The 16,511-nt window shown below is 55.5% G+C and carries 18 protein-coding genes; 8 read left to right on the forward strand and 10 right to left on the reverse strand.

What is annotated here, in order from left to right:
• Positions 1 to 61: 61 nt before the first annotated feature.
• Positions 62 to 382, reverse strand: a complete 321-nt coding sequence (locus AC2FIC_RS11060) for an antibiotic biosynthesis monooxygenase family protein (protein WP_142635654.1) — start codon at positions 380 to 382, stop codon at positions 62 to 64.
• Positions 383 to 503: 121 nt separating this feature from the next.
• Between AC2FIC_RS11060 and AC2FIC_RS11065 the strand changes: the two genes are divergently transcribed.
• Positions 504 to 1,187, forward strand: coding sequence for a hypothetical protein (locus AC2FIC_RS11065; RefSeq protein ID WP_496691743.1), 684 nt, complete (start codon positions 504 to 506; stop codon positions 1,185 to 1,187).
• A gap of 43 nt (positions 1,188 to 1,230) precedes the next feature.
• On the opposite strand, the gene AC2FIC_RS11070 is transcribed toward AC2FIC_RS11065, so the two are convergent.
• From AC2FIC_RS11070 to phhA, 5 genes are all read right to left on the reverse strand, one after another.
• Positions 1,231 to 3,519 (reverse strand): glycosyl hydrolase family 28-related protein, encoded by a 2,289-nt coding sequence (locus AC2FIC_RS11070; protein ID WP_496691744.1) that lies wholly within the window; start codon positions 3,517 to 3,519, stop codon positions 1,231 to 1,233.
• 138 nt (positions 3,520 to 3,657) lie between these two features.
• Complete coding sequence (locus AC2FIC_RS11075; RefSeq protein WP_496691745.1) at positions 3,658 to 4,059, reverse strand: DUF4864 domain-containing protein; 402 nt, start codon at positions 4,057 to 4,059, stop codon at positions 3,658 to 3,660.
• Positions 4,060 to 4,107: 48 nt separating this feature from the next.
• A complete protein-coding gene (locus AC2FIC_RS11080; protein WP_496691746.1) occupies positions 4,108 to 5,682 on the reverse strand; it encodes a lysine--tRNA ligase in 1,575 nt (524 codons plus the stop codon).
• A gap of 122 nt (positions 5,683 to 5,804) precedes the next feature.
• Positions 5,805 to 6,158 (reverse strand): 4a-hydroxytetrahydrobiopterin dehydratase, encoded by a 354-nt coding sequence (locus AC2FIC_RS11085; RefSeq protein WP_142635646.1) that lies wholly within the window; start codon positions 6,156 to 6,158, stop codon positions 5,805 to 5,807.
• A gap of 7 nt (positions 6,159 to 6,165) precedes the next feature.
• The gene (gene phhA / locus AC2FIC_RS11090) at positions 6,166 to 6,966 is read right to left on the reverse strand and encodes a phenylalanine 4-monooxygenase (RefSeq protein WP_496691747.1); all 801 of its coding nucleotides are present in this window, start codon (positions 6,964 to 6,966) and stop codon (positions 6,166 to 6,168) included.
• 106 nt (positions 6,967 to 7,072) lie between these two features.
• Between phhA and AC2FIC_RS11095 the strand changes: the two genes are divergently transcribed.
• Positions 7,073 to 7,540, forward strand: a complete 468-nt coding sequence (locus tag AC2FIC_RS11095) for an Lrp/AsnC family transcriptional regulator (protein WP_496691748.1) — start codon at positions 7,073 to 7,075, stop codon at positions 7,538 to 7,540.
• Between the two features lie 81 nt (positions 7,541 to 7,621).
• The gene (locus AC2FIC_RS11100) at positions 7,622 to 8,044 is read left to right on the forward strand and encodes a tellurite resistance TerB family protein (protein ID WP_142635642.1); all 423 of its coding nucleotides are present in this window, start codon (positions 7,622 to 7,624) and stop codon (positions 8,042 to 8,044) included.
• A 2-nt stretch (positions 8,045 to 8,046) separates the two neighbouring features.
• Here AC2FIC_RS11100 and dacB read toward each other — a convergent pair whose 3' ends face one another.
• The 3 genes from dacB to AC2FIC_RS11115 all read right to left on the reverse strand — a co-directional run bounded on the left by dacB (position 8,047) and on the right by AC2FIC_RS11115 (position 10,715).
• Positions 8,047 to 9,528, reverse strand: a complete 1,482-nt coding sequence (dacB, locus tag AC2FIC_RS11105) for a D-alanyl-D-alanine carboxypeptidase/D-alanyl-D-alanine endopeptidase (protein ID WP_496691749.1) — start codon at positions 9,526 to 9,528, stop codon at positions 8,047 to 8,049.
• Positions 9,529 to 9,594: 66 nt separating this feature from the next.
• Positions 9,595 to 10,215, reverse strand: a complete 621-nt coding sequence (locus AC2FIC_RS11110; RefSeq protein ID WP_496691750.1) for a nicotinate-nucleotide adenylyltransferase — start codon at positions 10,213 to 10,215, stop codon at positions 9,595 to 9,597.
• Between the two features lie 32 nt (positions 10,216 to 10,247).
• Positions 10,248 to 10,715 (reverse strand): MOSC domain-containing protein, encoded by a 468-nt coding sequence (locus tag AC2FIC_RS11115; RefSeq protein ID WP_496691751.1) that lies wholly within the window; start codon positions 10,713 to 10,715, stop codon positions 10,248 to 10,250.
• A gap of 102 nt (positions 10,716 to 10,817) precedes the next feature.
• Between AC2FIC_RS11115 and AC2FIC_RS11120 the strand changes: the two genes are divergently transcribed.
• From AC2FIC_RS11120 to AC2FIC_RS11140, 5 genes are all read left to right on the forward strand, one after another.
• The gene (locus tag AC2FIC_RS11120; RefSeq protein WP_496691752.1) at positions 10,818 to 12,107 is read left to right on the forward strand and encodes a KAP family P-loop NTPase fold protein; all 1,290 of its coding nucleotides are present in this window, start codon (positions 10,818 to 10,820) and stop codon (positions 12,105 to 12,107) included.
• A gap of 88 nt (positions 12,108 to 12,195) precedes the next feature.
• Positions 12,196 to 13,851 (forward strand): energy-dependent translational throttle protein EttA, encoded by a 1,656-nt coding sequence (ettA, locus tag AC2FIC_RS11125; RefSeq protein ID WP_496691753.1) that lies wholly within the window; start codon positions 12,196 to 12,198, stop codon positions 13,849 to 13,851.
• The gene (locus AC2FIC_RS11130; RefSeq protein ID WP_496691754.1) at positions 13,848 to 14,594 is read left to right on the forward strand and encodes a hypothetical protein; all 747 of its coding nucleotides are present in this window, start codon (positions 13,848 to 13,850) and stop codon (positions 14,592 to 14,594) included. The genes ettA and AC2FIC_RS11130 overlap by 4 nt, the downstream gene beginning before the upstream one ends.
• A 311-nt stretch (positions 14,595 to 14,905) precedes the next feature.
• The gene (locus tag AC2FIC_RS11135) at positions 14,906 to 15,112 is read left to right on the forward strand and encodes a cold-shock protein (RefSeq protein WP_142635630.1); all 207 of its coding nucleotides are present in this window, start codon (positions 14,906 to 14,908) and stop codon (positions 15,110 to 15,112) included.
• Between the two features lie 179 nt (positions 15,113 to 15,291).
• Positions 15,292 to 15,849, forward strand: a complete 558-nt coding sequence (locus tag AC2FIC_RS11140; RefSeq protein WP_142635628.1) for a L,D-transpeptidase — start codon at positions 15,292 to 15,294, stop codon at positions 15,847 to 15,849.
• Here AC2FIC_RS11140 and AC2FIC_RS11145 read toward each other — a convergent pair whose 3' ends face one another.
• The gene (locus tag AC2FIC_RS11145) at positions 15,850 to 16,509 is read right to left on the reverse strand and encodes an arylesterase (protein ID WP_246097184.1); all 660 of its coding nucleotides are present in this window, start codon (positions 16,507 to 16,509) and stop codon (positions 15,850 to 15,852) included.
• Positions 16,510 to 16,511 lie beyond the last annotated feature (2 nt).

The raw sequence follows: 16,511 nt of genomic DNA on the forward strand, positions 1-16,511 counted from the left end.
TCCTTGGTTGCTCAAGTATACTGGTCGATTACCAGACGCGTGACCTTGATCCAGGTCAGGATCAGTTGAAGGTTTCCGCAACATCGTACATGACGGGCTCAAAACTCTTGCACAGCTCGTTGATTTTACGGTTTCTATCACGCATTTCTGACGTACGCAGCATGGCCAGAAAATCCTCGCGACGCTCCCATTGCGAATAATTGGCAATCCGGGTCTGGGCGTCATTCACGTGCAATCCCGCTGCAACAAATCCAGGTTGCTTTGAGATGAAGCTGGCATAGGCATCCGTCAACGCCTCAAGCAGATCCTGGCAGGTGCCAGGCGTCATTTCAAATGTTGTGATTACGGTCTGCACAGTAGCGTTTTTGGAAATCTTTGGCATCTTGAAACTCCCTTGTTTGTCTCAAACCTAACACAGGATTCTGAAAGGTCTTGTGTTTCCTTTTGGCCTAGGCGCGCTCTTTTCAGTTCAAAATGAACAAAACACTAACACTCCGTTAACCATGCTGACGGAAGCTGCAAGCATGTATCGCTTTGCCCTGATATTGCACCTGTTGCTGATGGCCTCTCCTGCCTGGTCAGGTGCATGGCTGCGAGAAAAGGATGCAGCATTCACAGCTGCCTCACTGACAGCTTTTCGGCTCCCTGAGGATGGGTACGACTATAAAACCTCTCTCTATGCGGAATGGGGATACAGCCAGAACCTGACGGTCGGCTTTGATTTCAAGCAAAACCAAGACCTCTATGGCCATGCACTCATCTTTGCCCGTGTCCCAGTAGCGGATTTGGGCCAATGGGGTCGGTTCGCTGCTGAATTTGGTGCCGGTGCATATCACAAACAAGAACGGGCCTGGGCACAGTACAAAGTGACGCTGTCTTACGGCAAAGGATTCCAGAGCGCCTTGGGAAGCGGTTGGATCGCGATCGATGCCGCCATCGAAAACCGAACACATGATGACATCTATCGAAAGCTCGACCTGACAACAGGGCTTTCATCGGACAGGTTGATCAATCCCCTAATCCAAATCGAAACGGCCTACAGGTCTGGGCACTCAATATATTGGAAGGCACGCCCCTCGGTCATGATCCGAACCAAAGACAGTTCTACTACCTGGGTTCTGGGGGTGGAAAGAAACGATGCCCGCAAAAACACGGGCATCAGACTGGCTTTGTGGAACGAATTCTAAGTCCAATCCGTTCCTACATTAATTCAGGCAGACGCCCGCACCGTCAGCGCTCCATCCTCAGGATTGCTGAAACCTCGCCCTTCAGACCCTCAGGCCAGCGTAACTGGATATCAGATCCATCCACCCCGTGCTCCAGCAGGACATAGGGGTGCGAATATTTGGTTGACCCAAGCGCTGTCTTCAAAGGTCCCAGAACGGTAACCGAGTCACAACTGCGCGCCTTGCCACCAAAGGGCAACCGATCCTCAGAAGACACCGTCCAAGCCGTTGCAGCGGTGTTCTGCGTGTGCCGTACCCTCAGTGGATTTGCGGTTTTAGCAGTTACACCATGGAACGTATTGTTTTCAAACGTCACGTTCAAATGGGCTGTGTTGTTCAGATCAGCGAATGTCGTGTCCACGCGTTCGGCCCGGGCGATCCCTCCGTTGATGGACCGAAATTTGTTCCCCGTCACGACGACGCCGTTCAGGAAATGCCCGGCGCCATAGGGACGAATGACAATGCTGCTGAACCAGGGAGCGACCTCGTTCGAGTAGAAGATATTGTCGGTAATGCTCATGGCGCTGAACGAGAAGCCAGCGGTGTAAACAGGGTCTGAATCCCGCTCATTTGTCCATTCGACAAAACAGTTATCGACATAGTTCTCGGCAATGGTCGAGCTGTTGTAAGTTCCGATCATGACCAAACCGGCCGAGCGCACGCCCTGAGCGATGCTGTCTCCCTGGAAAAAATGGTTACCAAGGACCATGTTGTTGGTCCCTGCCAGCACCGCAAAATGCAGGAAACGAACCGCGCGATTGTGGCGCAACTTGATGTCATTGGCCGTTGAGTTCAACGCAATCGACTTGCGATCCGAGACGTCAAAGGACTCTTCAGAAGACAGGAACTGACAATTATCGACCAACATGCCCTGACACCCTGTACCGATCGAGGTGATACCACGATCCAAAGGTCGGCTGATAAAACAGTTCGTTATGGCAAATGTGCTGCCTGACGGCGCAAGGCGGATTGCGCTACAGCGGCCATTGCATTGAAACTCGATCTCTTCCATTCCGAACTTGCGCAACGTGCTGAAACCGCTGAAATCGAGCAGATATTTGAAAGACAAAAAGGTGAACGTTTGCGTCCCGGATGCGTTATAGATCGGGGCGTTCAAAGTGATCTCTCCCGCCCCCTCATCCTTGGACCGGACATAGATCTCGCGGCCTACGCCGCTGCCCTGCACCAGCGCGCCGACAGGAATGTTGGCCACATTCGCAACATTGGTCAAACGCGTTGGGTCCGACGGGCTGTAGCTTGCCAGAGATGTGAATGTCTCGGTGTCCCAGGCCGAACTGCTTTGAACATCGAACTGGCCATTGCGGATGATCCGCCGTGTAGAAAACCCTGTCTGTTTGTTGGGAACCGCCGCCGCCATATCAATCGGCTCGCTCACCGAAATCTTGCGTCCGCCCAAATCCAGCGATTCATGATCCGAGTTGTTCAGCAAAGCCTGAAAGGCCTTTTTGAACGCCAGATCTTCGGCGCCGAAGGCGGTGATATAGGCTGGCAGGTTAAAATCCTTGGTCAGCAAGAGCATCTTGTCATCGGGCATCGTGACCGTGCCCTCAAATTCAATCTCAGACGAGATCGTCGTGTTCTCCGTCAAAAGGTAAGTGCCATTCGAGACAAAAACACGCCGCCCATTCGCCGCCTGATCAGCCGCGACAAACGCATCCGTGTCATCTGCCACGCCATCGCCCACGGCCCCAAAATCGCGCACATCGACCAGAGAGATCATGTCGCGCAGGAACACATTGGTAACATCCGTGATTTCGATGTCGTCAACCCGGACCACAGCCCCGTTGGTGCCCTCAATATCCAACCCGAAATGCCCGTACAGGGCGGAAACACCCCAGGGCATATCCACGCCCATCCGTTGCCCCGCGCCAACAATCGCATTGATTTCATGCACGGTGCCGTACCCGGACAGCTGTGTTGCCGGGCCCTGTTCGACCACGCCCGGCACCTGAACATCACCTGCCCCGCCCGCCCAGGCGGCGATACGAACTTCGGGCAAGGGGCCGCTAATCGCTTTTATCCGGGCTTTGATCTGTAAGTAGCACCCGGGCAGCAGCGGTGTCTGACCCATATAGCGCAGCTGTTGTGTTGCGTTCACCTTCAGAATTTCCAGACATCCGCCAAAATCCGCGTCCGCCGGAACAAATACACCATTCCCCGATCCATGATAGGTTGGCGAACCCGGTGTTCCGTCACCACTTGACCATACGTTCAGACCGTTTGCGAAAGCAGGCGGCATGAACACGATGCCGTCGGTGATTGCCTTGTTCATAGAAATCCCTTTCCCATTCGCGCAGCGGCCAATCACCACGCGCATAAACCCAGTGTTCGGGGTCGGCCCCGAACGCAAAAGCCTGAGTATCGAAAAGGAATTAACCGCCGCTCATATCACCGTGACGGTGGTGTTGCGTTACGCCGCCGGATCCGAATTGCCCAAAAGCTGCACGCCATTGATTTTCCAGCTCTGTCCCTGAGGGATCATCTCGTAGTCCAGAATGTGAACCTGCCCGTCGCCATCCGTGATCATCACCTTCTGCCACAACGCCCCTGAAATTTCGCGAAGTTCCAGAAACCGCACGTCCGCAGGCCGCCAGACCATCGGATAGCCACGCCGGACCATCACCCCGAAATTCTCAGGCGTTCCGAACAGGCGCTGGATAGTGGGGCTGGCAAATGTAAAGGCGGTTGCGAAATCATCCGCCTTGAACGCCTGTATCTGCCCCGCGATATTCGCCTCGATCTCGGCGTTTTGGGCAATGGCTCCGGATGCCAGTCCGGCACTCAAAGATACAGCAAGCAATAAACGACGCATGGGGCCACCTCCTGATCGAAGGATAGCCCCACACGCGATCAGGTCAAATCAGACCAGCTCTCCAGCCAGCGCCTTGTCGATCAGCGCAATGGTTTCCGGCACGCCGTAAAGCGCGATAAACCCGCCAAATCGCGGCCCCTGGGATGCGCCCAACAACACCTCGTAGAGCGCGGTGAACCAGCCCCGCATAGGGTCAAACCGCTCGCGCCCGACAGAGTAGACCACCGATTGCAGCGCCTCATCCTCGATCGGTCCGTCATATGCCGCCAGCTCTGCTTTCAACGCCTCCAGCGCTTCGCGCTCTTGATCCGTCGGCGCCCGGTGCTGGCGGGTGGGCTTGACGAAATCGTTAAAGTAGCGGACCGCAAATCCCGCCGCCTGATCCAGATCAGGATGCGTCTCTGCCGTAGCCTCGGGCGCATAGCGGCGGATGAAGCCCCACAGCGCTTCTTTGTCTTCGGCCCCCGAAACTGACGCCAGATTCAACAGCATCGCAAACGGCACCATCAGCGTCGATTCAGGAACATCGCCACCGTGGATATGCCACACGGGATTGTTCAGCTGCGCCTTCAACTCTTGCCCCGGATAGGCCCGCAGTTGCTGATGATATTCATCATAGGCCTTGGGGATCACATCAAAATGCATCCGCTTGGCGGTCTTGGGCTTTTGATACATAAAATACGCAAGACTCTCAGTCGGTGCATAGGTCAGCCATTCGTCGATCGAGACGCCATTGCCCGAAGATTTCGAAATCTTCTGACCGTTCTCATCCAAAAACAGCTCATAACTGAAATGCTCTGGCGCACGGCCACCCAACGCCCGGCAGATCGCGTCATAGATCTTTTCGTTGGTGGCATGTTCCTTGCCATACATTTCAAAATCAACGCCCAGCGCGGCCCAGCGCGCACCGAAATCCGGCTTCCACTGCAGCTTTACGTTGCCCCCCGTGACCGGCAGCGTCCATTCCTTGCCGTCGTCGTCATCAAAGGTGACGGTATAGGTCTCGGCGCAGACCTTTTTCATCGGCACGTACAGAACCCGACCCGTTTCGGGGTGGATCGGCAGAAAGATCGAATAGGTCTGCTGCCGCTCTTCTCGCAGGCTTTTCAACATGATGGCCATTACGGCATCATAGTTGTCGACCGCCCGCTTCAGAATCTCGTCAAACTGACCCGAACGATAAAAGTCGCGCGCCGAATAGAAATCATACTCGAACCCAAAAGTGTCGAGGAACCGGCGTAACATTGCGTTGTTGTATTCGCCAAAGCTTGGGTATTCGCCGAACGGATCAGGGACCGAAGTCAGAGGACGCTGCAAATGCTCTTCAAGCGCTTCGGGATTCGGCACGTTGCCGGGCACTTTGCGCATACCGTCCAGATCGTCCGAGAAACAGATCAGCTTGGTCGGAATATCCGACAGCGCCTCAAACGCACGCTTGACCATGGTGGTCCGCGCCACCTCGCCAAATGTCCCGATATGCGGCAAGCCGGACGGGCCATAGCCCGTCTCGAACAACACATACCCCTTGTCCGGAGCCCCTTTCTGATAGCGTTTGAGCAACCGGCGCGCCTCTTCAAAAGGCCAGGCCTTGGACGACATCGCGGTTTCACGCAGTTCAGACATTTTCTTTAAGCTCCATCGGGAAAACAGCGTCGGCTTTCGTTTGCCGCCGACCGACCCCTCCTATTGTGCCGGTGCAGCATGAGTCAATAAAGCAAGCTGTTTTTCCTGTCTGGAAACTGGCCTCAGACGACTAACTGATCCAACTTGGCCGCCCAGATGAAATCATTCTCACTAAGGCCGTCAATTTCGTGGGTCGTCAGCTGAACATCCACATATCCCCATCCAAATCTGATGTCGGGATGATGCCCTTGCTGATCGGCCAGCCAGGCGCAAAGGTTTGCCAGATAGGTCGCCTTGGCAAAGCCTTTGAATTTGAAATGACGGCTGAGAGTTTTTGCATCCGCATCCAGCGACCAATCGGAGGTCAACTGGGCCAGATGCGCGCTTGCCGCATCACGGTTCAAAGCTGGAATGCCGCCGGAACAAGGGGCACAGGTCCGATCCGATAGGGTGCAGGTTTGTTCTGATGTGGTCATGTCCAGCTTACTCCGCCGCTGTTGCCTTTTCGGGAAACTTATTCGGCAACAGGCCCAGTGATTGCGCCTTATGCACATCCGCCAGCAAATCCCGATCGGCGGCAGCAAACAGTTCCTCGGGGTCGTCCAGCACGAAATAGCCCATCTGGTGCATATCAATCCGGTAGGGCGTGCGCAGGATCGTCAGAACGTCAAAGGGATCGCGGTCGGGTATTTCGCTTTCCACCGCGTAGACAAGTTCGGTCGGGGATGAGGCAAGCCCCGATCCCAGCGCCTTGATCACCCCATCCTGACGCCGCAGGCCAAATTCGATCGAGAACCAATACAGCCGGATCAGCCAGGCATAGTCTTTTTCACCGGCCTGCACCCCCGCCAATCCGATAGCGTGGCTGAAGGCGGCAAATCGCGGATCGCTCAGCAGTGGGGTATGGCCGAAAATCTCATGAAAGATGTCAGGCTCTTCGATGTAATCGAAATCCTCGCGGGACCGGATGAACGAGGCCGCCGGGAAAACCCGGTCGGCCAACATGTCAAAGAAGGTCTTGAACCCGATCAGCGCGGGTACAGGCTGCACTTTCCAGCCTGTCATATCCAGAAGCCTCTCAGAAATATCAGCGCATGATGGAACACGGGTTTTCGGAAGCTCCAGCCGGTCCAGCCCCTCAAGATAATCACGCGCCATATAGCGCTGTACGTTCTCTTGCTGAGCGGCATAAAGATCAGCCCAGACAGCATCCTCTTCGTCGGTATATGTGATGTGACCATTGGCATTGGCCACCTTGGCGACGTATTTTGTCGACTTTGGCATGGAAGCTCCTCCTGAAAATAGCATAGCCAGCCATCGTGAAAAATTTCATTTGAATGTTTTTCATAATCATACAATATGAACGAAACATTTCACTAACGCTGAGAATATGACGCATATACTTCAAAACGCGGATATCGCCATCCTGCAAGAGCTTCAGACCGATGGCCGCCTGTCTATGCAAGAGCTCGCGGATCGTACCGGCCTGTCTGCCTCGCAATGTTGGCGGCGGGTTCGCGATCTCGAAGCTGCCGGGGTTGTGGCAGGCTATACCGCTCGTGTGCCCGCCAAATCCGTTGGCCTGAACGCAATAGCCTATGTTCATGTTGCGCTGCGCGATCATCAGGAAGACAGCATCACTTCGTTTTTGCGGCTGGTTGAGACCGAGGCTCAGATTGTCGAGTGCGCCTCAATCACCGGGGATCATGACTTCATTCTGAAAGTCTATTCGAAAACACCCGAAGATCTTGAGGCGTTCATCATGCAAAGGCTGTTGAAATCGGGGTTAGTCCGCGACACTCGCAGCAATTTTGTACTGCGGCAGACGAAAACACGTGGCCCTTTGCCCATTCTTTGATCTATCGCTCCAAAATCCGTTGAACCTATTCCCTGCCCCACCTATCGTGCGGGATCAGAACAGTTCAATCAGGACACCCCTATGACCAACCAAGTGCCACACCCGATGTCTCCTCAAGATTGCCTCGTGGCGATTATGGTTGCGATCTCTGCATCAGATGAGACCATCCGCACCGCCGAGCTGGTCAAGATCGAGGGCGCGGTCAACATGCTGCCTGTCTTTGCAGAATATGACATCGACCGGATGTATCGCGTTTCCCAAATCGTCTTCGATCTGTTTGAACAAGAAGATGGTCTGGATGCCCTGTTTGGACTGATCCGCGACAACCTGCCCGAACGCCTGAACGAAACCTCCTATGCGCTTGCATGTGATGTTGCGGCTGCAGATGGTACGCTGGCAGAATCCGAATTGCGGCTGCTCGAGGAAATCCGTTACGAGTTGGACATCGACCGTTTGCATGCCGCTGCCATCGAGCGCGGCGCGCGGGCACGGCACACGACCTGACATCAGCTGCTGCCGGCCAGCTTCCCCCACCTTTCGATCAGTGCGCGCTGCAATTTGCGCGACCTGTTATTCCAGCTCCGCCCGCCTTCGGGCCGTTCACGATACGCTCGGGGGATCGTTGCGCGATGCTCTATGTCGGCCGTGAATATCGCAAAGGCCAGCTCTGCCCCATCCGGTGAGGTTATGAACCCGCCCAGGCCCGAGACAAAGTTCAGGGTTCCGGTTTTCGCATTCACTCTGATCGGATGATCCTTGACCGGCCGCCCCTGACTGTCGGCAAGGGTAAATTTCTTCAGCAAAGGCCGGAGGTCTCCGGCTTTCTGCGCCGCCAGCAGCGCGACCACCAAATCCTCGGGCGCTACGCGTGAATCGCCCCCAAGCCCTGAATGATCGACCATCGCAACCCCGGTCACACCATAGGTCTCTGTGGCCCATCTGTTCATCTCGGCGGCTGACTCCGCCAAAGTCTGCGGTCGCGTACCGCGCGCCCTCGAGGCAGCGAGCCCTACCATCTCGGCAGTGAGGTTGGTCGAGTATTTCAGCATGCCCTGCAATATGCTCTTGAGCGGGTCGCTTTGATGAATGACCAAAGGCGTTCCATTCGGCATCTGCCGCGTGACCTGCGTCCGCCCCAGCACAATTCCGTTGGATCGGGCCAATGTTCTGAAAACGTCACCTGCATAAAGCGCGGGCTTGCGGACAGGCAGCCACCGCGCCCCATCGCTACCTAACGCGCCTTTGGCAACAGTCCACCGGTCCTGACGGGCGCTGGGTTCGTAGGTATAGATCGGCAGGTTGCGGCCCTCGACCTTCATGGACGCCACTTCCACTGCAGGGGTATAGCGCGTGCTTCGGGCATCCATGGTCACGTCATAGCTGGCGCCCTGCTTTTTCCACTCGAAATGCACGCGATTGAAATTCAGAGAAATGCCGCTGATCGCAGGGCTGTACCCCAAATGATCTGGCTGCCCCGGATCAATGCTGAACACGTAAGGCAACGCGCCATCATAAACTTTGAACGCGCCGCGAACCTCGGTGATTCCAGCCTCGCGCAAGTTTGCCGCCATCGTGGCCAGCGCATCCGTATCCAGCAATGGATCACCACCGCCAACAAGAACAAGATCGCCGTTCAATATGCCGTTTTCTATTGGCCCCTCGGCGACCAATGCAGTCTCAAACTTGTAATCGGCACCCAGCACATTCAGCGCATAGAGCGCGGTCAGAGCCTTGCCAACGCTCGCCGGAGGAAGGCTCCGGTCGCCACCATAGGTCTCAAGCACTACGCCTGTATTGGCGTCCGCTACGGCAAAGGCGACCTCGCCGCGCAGGTTCGCGGCATCGACCAAGCGCTCAACACCTACGATCGGCTCATTACGAAGCTGAGGCCGCAGTGACGTCAGCGGGGCCTCGGCCACAACAGCTACAGGGATCAGGGCCGCGCCCAGCCCAGCAATAAATCCTCGTCGCGAATAACGATCAATCATGGGTCAATTAAAATCCCAGAGATCACAGGCAAACAACCTGAGATCCGAATTATGGGCCCACAGGGGCTATTCAGGCAACACCTTGTTGCCCCAATCCCCCTGAATGCGCAACTGGGTCGAACTGACATCCAGCATCGGCACATTCACAAAACACCACGCCGGGGCCTGTGCCCGGCCGAGTAAATGCCGCGCCTGCCCGTCAATCCGGTAGTCGGCATAGCGACGCGCCGCAGGGGACATACGTGCAGAGATGCGGTCTCCGGGACGGGCAACAACGCCAATCGGTACGGATTCAATAATCGACTGCCAATCCTGCCACTTATGGAATTGCGCCAGGTTATCCGCGCCCATCAGCCAGACAAACCTGACCTGCGGATAAAGCTTCTGCAGGGCGGCGACAGTATCCGCCGTGGCGCGTGTGCCGGTCTGGGCCTCGATATCCGTCACCTCGACACGTGGATGCTGCATCACAGCTTGCGCTGCCTTCACCCGCCGCGCCAATGGCGCAGGCCCGCGCTCTTTCAACGGATTGCCCGGAGAGACCAGCCACCAAACCCGATCCAGCCCAAAGGCCTTCATTGCCTCGAGTGTCACATGCACATGGCCCTTATGCGGCGGATCAAATGACCCCCCGAACAACCCCACGACCTGCCCGGGCCGTACATATGGGATAGAGCTACGCTGCATCTCTTGCTGATGTTCAGAACTCGGCGGGGTTGTCAATCAACAGGTTGCACAGCGTCGCCCAACCTGACCCGCCCGGGCCGCACCACCTCGGCGCACCAACCGCCATGACCCCGAACGGCGGAATAGCCACCCTTGCCCAGCGCCTCCTCCATCCGGCTGCACGGTGCGCAGATCACGGTGAAACGCAGGATAGCCTCGCCCACCTGCACCTCACGCCCCTTGAGCGCCGCCAGATTGACCCCCGAAACCACCAGATTGCGTCGCAGGGTTTCAGGCGCAACCAGACCCTGCCCGAGATAGGAGCCTATCGCAGACAGATGTTCCTGCTGGATCAATGTCACTGCCCGCTTTCCCGGACGGCTATGATCGCCCTTCAGCCCTTGTTCCAAAATCATGGCTTCGTCGACCGAGACCATGTCCACCCTCCGCGCCGACCGCAGGCCAATCCACGCAATCCTCCCCGACTGCGCCCAACCCGCTATGAGATTTTTCAGGGACATAAGAAATTCCGAGATATCCACACCTCCCCCCTTCTAGCAATCTGGCTCTTCCCGACCCAACCGCTAATAGTAGCGCTGATTGATTTGTGAATTGGAGCCAACATGTCTCGCATTACGATACCTGAACCCAAAATCGAGTTATACGAGGACGGGTTTCCAGATGAAGACAAAATTCCGCGCAAGTCGACGGGCGACAAGTTGTCAGAGTTGCTAGAACGGATCGACGATCCGCTGGTGATTGCTTTGGACGGAGAATGGGGGTCTGGCAAATCGGTCTTTCTGAAACGCTGGGTCGGCGAGCATTTGAAGCGTGAAGGAAACACCAGCCAAACCGTCTATTTCGATGCGTTCAAATATGATTTTCTGGACGACCCACTGATCGCAGTAACCGGATCGATTGCTGAACGATTCGACAAAACCAATGACAAACCAGCACAGAAAGCATGGGCAAAAGCTAAACAAGTCGCCCCGGCCTTAGGACGCGCATTTGTTCGCGCGGGCGTTTCCGTAGGCTCAGCAGGCCTCGTAGCCAATTCTGACGATTTGGTAGATGCTGCAATCAACGCCATTTCAAGCGAACTGAACGGAGCAGTGGCTGAATTCTGGAAAATGGAGGACGGGAAACGCGCCGCGATGGCAGGTTTTCGTCAAGCGTTGATCGATTTGACTCAGCCAGACGGCGAAGGAACACCAACACGAAAACTCGTCGTAGTGATCGACGAATTGGACCGCTGCCGCCCTGATTACGCGCTTTCGCTACTAGAGATCATAAAACACTTCTTCAACGTATCGGGCACTCACTTCGTTCTGGGCGTAAACTTGTCCGAACTTCAAAACAGCGTTCGCGTTAGGTATGGAAGCAAAGTGGATGCGACAACATATCTCCAGAAATTCTATTCCATTGTACTAAGGCTGCCGCGCCGAATTCAGAGCACTCAAGACTATCTGCTCTATTTCGATCACGCGTCTGGCCAAATGCAGATACCCATACACATTCACAAAACTGCTCGCACTCTATTGGTACAATACAAGGGCCCGGCGCCAATGACTCCCAGGACCGTTCAAAGGGTTTTGTCGATTCTCGCGTTGATCCCACTGAACAGACCTCAACACATATCCAACGAAATTCTGATAACTGCAGCGATTGCGAAAGTTTGCGCTCCCCGCCTTTATGAAATGATGAGCTTGAACGAGCTAACACCACAAGACCTGCAAGACGTTTTTCGTTTCGATCAAAGTGACCTTCAGCTATGGGTTCGTGTCTTAAGGGCTGCTGCAGGTTACAACGAGGTATTCGGTCCGAACATGCTAGTGATACCCGACAACCTTCTGCCGGAAATCTGCGAAGAATATCTGGAGGTTTTTGACTCTAGCGCACTGCAAATCAAATAGTGGTGTCACATTCATCCACGATTGCCCCTACCCCACGCATCCGCTATCACACCGCCCAACCAAATTTCTCCGACCCAGAGGACACACCATGGCCGCCTATCAATATGTCTACCACATGCAGGGTGTCTCCAAGACCTATCCCGGTGGCAAGAAGTGCTTTGAAAACATCCACCTGAGCTTCCTGCCCGGCGTGAAAATCGGTGTCGTCGGCGTCAACGGTGCTGGTAAATCGACACTGATGAAGATCATGGCGGGGCTCGACAAAGACTTCACGGGTGAGGCTTGGGCGGCCGAAGGTGCCAAGGTCGGTTATCTGCCGCAAGAGCCGAAACTGGACGAAACCCTCAGCGTGCGCGAAAACGTCATGCTGGGCGTAGCCGAGAAAAAGGCGATCCTCGACCGCTATAACGAATTGGCGATGAACTACTCAGACGAAACCGCGGATGAGATGGCCAAGCTGCAGGACGAGATCGACAGCCAGAACCTCTGGGATCTCGACAGCCAGATCGACGTCAGCATGGAGGCCCTGCGCTGCCCGCCGGATGATGCCAATATCGCCAACCTCTCAGGCGGTGAAAAACGCCGCGTCGCGCTGTGCAAATTGCTGCTCGAAGCGCCCGACATGCTGCTGCTCGACGAGCCGACCAACCACCTGGATGCCGAAACAATCGCCTGGCTGCAACAGCACCTGATAGACTACAAGGGCACCATCCTGATCGTCACTCACGACCGGTATTTCCTCGACAGTATCACCGGCTGGATCCTCGAACTCGACCGGGGTCGTGGTCTGCCTTACGAGGGCAACTATTCCGCGTGGCTGGAACAAAAGGCCAAAAGGCTGGAGCAGGAAGCCCGCGAGGACAAATCCAAGCAAAAGACTCTGCAGCGCGAGTTGGACTGGATGCGCCAAGGCCAGAAGGCCCGTCAGGCCAAATCCAAAGCCCGGATCAACGCCTATAACGATCTGGCGGAACAGTCCGAGCGCGAAAAGCTGACCCGCGCACAGATCGTCATCCCCAACGGCCAGCGCCTTGGCGGTAAGGTGATCGAGGTCGAAGGCCTGTCCAAACACATGGGCGATAAGCAACTGATCGAGAACCTCGACTTTACCCTGCCCCCCGGCGGAATTGTCGGCGTCATCGGGCCCAACGGCGCCGGTAAATCGACCCTGTTCAAGATGCTTACTAGTCAAGAGCAGCCCGACGCAGGCACCATCACGCTTGGCGACACGGTTGAACTGTCCTATGTCGACCAGTCCCGCGATGACCTGAAGGACAACGACACCGTATGGGAGGCGATCACCGGCGGCGCCGAGATCATCCAGCTGGGCGACGCGCAGGTCAATTCCCGCGCCTATTGCTCCTCCTTCAACTTCAAGGGCGGTGACCAGCAGAAGAAGGTCTCTCTGCTGTCAGGCGGTGAGCGCAACCGCGTCCACATGGCCCGCCTGCTGAAAGAGGGCGGCAACGTCCTGCTGCTTGACGAACCGACCAACGATCTGGACGTCGAAACCCTGCGCGCGCTGGAAGACGCGCTGGTCGATTTCGCCGGCTGCGCCGTGGTCATCAGCCACGACCGTTTCTTCCTCGACCGGATCTGCACGCATATTCTGGCGTTTGAGGGTGATGCCCATGTCGAATGGTTCGAGGGCAACTTCGAGGATTACGAAGAGGACAAGAAACGCCGTCTGGGACCAGACGCGCTGGAGCCGAAGCGGTTGAAGCATAAGAAGTTTGCGCGATGAGACGGAAGCTCAAAAGACGGTTGGAAAAATGGCAACGTAGCGCGCTGAAAATCAGCGCACCGCTGCGCAAGCGCATCCGGCAAATGTACAAGACAGATTACTGTGTGATCGTCGCAAGCAATGGCCGGTCGGGCAGCACCATGACCTACCATGCGCCGCGCGATGCACTGGAAAGGCTGGACCCAAACCTCTCGGGTCAGGCCAGTTTCGTGTCTCGGTTGGACGACGCCACCTTCCAGGCGCCGTTTCTTTACAAGACGCATGATTTTCCGCAGGTTTTGTCAAACTGGTCAAAAGATACCCGAGTCGTCTTTTGCTTTGGCTCGACAAAGGACTCTACCTTTTCAGTCTACACAGCGATGGAAGGCTATGGCCCTGAGTGGATAAAAAAGCACTTCTACAATCTGCATGCGACGGGCACATATGACGAGCTTTTCGAACGTGATGTGCTGCAACAGGCACGGCAGATCAAGGAATGGGTCACTTATGACGACATCCCGGTATTGTGCGTTCACTACGATGCGTTGTGGGAATATCAGGACGAAATCTCTGAATTTACCGGATTGAAATTTGTACCGGCTCCGCGGCGTGAACGGGCTGAAAAAGATATTCCGGAAGATCTGCGAAAGGCCGCGAGCCAAATCTACGATCCGATTGACGAAGTGATTTCCCAGCTTCCCAGATGTTTTGTGGCCTCGCCCGAAATGAACGAGATCGTGGGCAAATTGCCGCTCGCAAAGTGATCCTCGGACGGTCTGGCGCGTGACGTTCTTCCGGGCGCTCGCGAATCCAAAAAAATTCAGCTAACCACATACATTGTATAGATTGTTTCAGGATATTCTGATGCGTAGATTCTGATGCCTGGCGCTAGTTTCAGTTGTTCAGGATTGCAAATCCGGCTTGTCACATCTCGTCTGAACTGGCATACTCAGAGTGCTACCGTTTTTCTATTTCGACCCACTGTCTCCTTCTACGGCGTTCAGTCTATCGATACAGACGACGACGCCAGGCTGTCGCAACTCCGTGGGCAGCACTAGATAAGGAGAACACGGATATGCCTTCAGGCACCGTAAAATGGTTCAACACCACCAAAGGCTACGGCTTTATTGCACCCGAAGATGGCGGCAAAGACATCTTCGTTCACATCTCGGCCGTCGAACGCTCGGGCCTGACCGGTCTGGCCGACAACCAGAAAGTCACATACGAGCTGCGCTCGGGTCGTGACGGTCGCGAAAGCGCCGACGACATCCAGCTGGCGTAAGCCGCTGTAAGGGCAGGGTTTTCCTCTGCCCTTTTCTATTTGCGCCTGATCGACCACCTGTAAAAGTGTGTCCCGGCGATTACATCACAATTCAGTTACTCTTCCCCGACGATTGACCGGATCGGATATCATCCGGACACTATGGTCATGATTTTTCTGTTGTATTGAAGAGAGCTGATATGTTGACACGCCGTACATTCCTGACTGCAACAGCAGCAGCAAGCCTTGTTTCGACCGCCGCGTCGGCAAAGAAAGCCGTCGAATACGACCCCACTCCTCAATTTGTTCGAATCAAAAAGCAATTCCTGCCAGGCCAGCTTCTGGTGGTTCCACGCTCGTTCTATCTGTACTTCGTAACAGAACCTCGCAAGGCAATCCGTTACGGGTGCGGGGTGGGCAAAGCCGGGCTGGAGTTCACCGGAACAGCGACCATAGACGTCAAAAAGGAGTGGCCCACCTGGCGCCCCACCAATGAAATGATCGAGCGTGAGCCAATTACATATGCTCGTTTCAAGGATAACGACTATGTACAGCCTGGCGGTGACGGCAATCCGTTAGGTGCACGGGCGCTTTATCTGTTCCAGAACGGCGTTGACACTTATTTCCGAATTCACGGGACCACTCAGCCGCAGACCATAGGCCGTGCGGCCTCGAACGGATGTATACGCATGCTGAACACGCATGTCATCGACCTGTACCAGCGGGTGCCGATTGGAACAGTTGTGACGGTCGTCTGATCAATCTTCTGCTGATTTCACAAGTTCCAAAACCTTTGGTCCAAGGTCTTCAACGATGAGGGCCACACCACTGGCGTTGGGATGGATGCCATCTGCCTGCATGTGTTCCCGTACTTCTTCGGGGTTTCCTGCCGCAGTCAAACCTGTGAAAAAACTTGGCGCATATCCAGTCTGATATCGATCCGCCAGATCGGGGTAGATCGCATCAAATGCGGCTTTGTAATCTGGGCCGTAATTCCCCGGCGCCTGCATCCCGACCAACAACACGGCGACCTCAGCGCCATCTGCTGCTTTCAAGATCGTCTCAAGATTTGCGCGTGCAACTGCCGGATCAAGCCCTCGCAACAGATCGTTCCCGCCCAATGCGACAATCATCCCATCCACGTCGGGCGTCAGTGTCCAGTCCACACGCGCCGCCCCTCCGGCGGTGGTGTCCCCGGATACACCCGCATTGATCAGGCGCACATCCGCCCCGTGATCCTTCAACCAACGACCCAGCTGCGGGACAAATCCGTCTTGCTCGGGCAGGCCGTACCCTTGAGTCAAAGAATCCCCGAGAGCGGCAATCACTACGGTTTCTGCTGTGGCCGCAAAGCCGCAACACATGATAAGCACCGGCATCAAAGCCTTGCGCAACATCTCAACTGCTCCATATCCCATTT

It is taken from the genome of Ruegeria sp. CDSC079, assembly GCF_059610505.1.

Bases quoted from the DNA above. Each gene is read 5' to 3' on its own strand.
- AC2FIC_RS11060 (WP_142635654.1), bottom strand. From the start codon at position 382: ATGCCAAAGATTTCCAAAAACGCTACTGTGCAGACCGTAATCACAACA.
- AC2FIC_RS11065 (WP_496691743.1), top strand. From the start codon at position 504: ATGCTGACGGAAGCTGCAAGCATGTATCGCTTTGCCCTGATATTGCAC.
- AC2FIC_RS11070 (WP_496691744.1), bottom strand. From the start codon at position 3,519: ATGAACAAGGCAATCACCGACGGCATCGTGTTCATGCCGCCTGCTTTC.
- AC2FIC_RS11075 (WP_496691745.1), bottom strand. From the start codon at position 4,059: ATGCGTCGTTTATTGCTTGCTGTATCTTTGAGTGCCGGACTGGCATCC.
- AC2FIC_RS11080 (WP_496691746.1), bottom strand. From the start codon at position 5,682: ATGTCTGAACTGCGTGAAACCGCGATGTCGTCCAAGGCCTGGCCTTTT.
- AC2FIC_RS11085 (WP_142635646.1), bottom strand. From the start codon at position 6,158: ATGACCACATCAGAACAAACCTGCACCCTATCGGATCGGACCTGTGCC.
- phhA (WP_496691747.1), bottom strand. From the start codon at position 6,966: ATGCCAAAGTCGACAAAATACGTCGCCAAGGTGGCCAATGCCAATGGT.
- AC2FIC_RS11095 (WP_496691748.1), top strand. From the start codon at position 7,073: ATGACGCATATACTTCAAAACGCGGATATCGCCATCCTGCAAGAGCTT.
- AC2FIC_RS11100 (WP_142635642.1), top strand. From the start codon at position 7,622: ATGACCAACCAAGTGCCACACCCGATGTCTCCTCAAGATTGCCTCGTG.
- dacB (WP_496691749.1), bottom strand. From the start codon at position 9,528: ATGATTGATCGTTATTCGCGACGAGGATTTATTGCTGGGCTGGGCGCG.
- AC2FIC_RS11110 (WP_496691750.1), bottom strand. From the start codon at position 10,215: ATGCAGCGTAGCTCTATCCCATATGTACGGCCCGGGCAGGTCGTGGGG.
- AC2FIC_RS11115 (WP_496691751.1), bottom strand. From the start codon at position 10,715: ATGTCCCTGAAAAATCTCATAGCGGGTTGGGCGCAGTCGGGGAGGATT.
- AC2FIC_RS11120 (WP_496691752.1), top strand. From the start codon at position 10,818: ATGTCTCGCATTACGATACCTGAACCCAAAATCGAGTTATACGAGGAC.
- ettA (WP_496691753.1), top strand. From the start codon at position 12,196: ATGGCCGCCTATCAATATGTCTACCACATGCAGGGTGTCTCCAAGACC.
- AC2FIC_RS11130 (WP_496691754.1), top strand. From the start codon at position 13,848: ATGAGACGGAAGCTCAAAAGACGGTTGGAAAAATGGCAACGTAGCGCG.
- AC2FIC_RS11135 (WP_142635630.1), top strand. From the start codon at position 14,906: ATGCCTTCAGGCACCGTAAAATGGTTCAACACCACCAAAGGCTACGGC.
- AC2FIC_RS11140 (WP_142635628.1), top strand. From the start codon at position 15,292: ATGTTGACACGCCGTACATTCCTGACTGCAACAGCAGCAGCAAGCCTT.
- AC2FIC_RS11145 (WP_246097184.1), bottom strand. From the start codon at position 16,509: ATGGGATATGGAGCAGTTGAGATGTTGCGCAAGGCTTTGATGCCGGTG.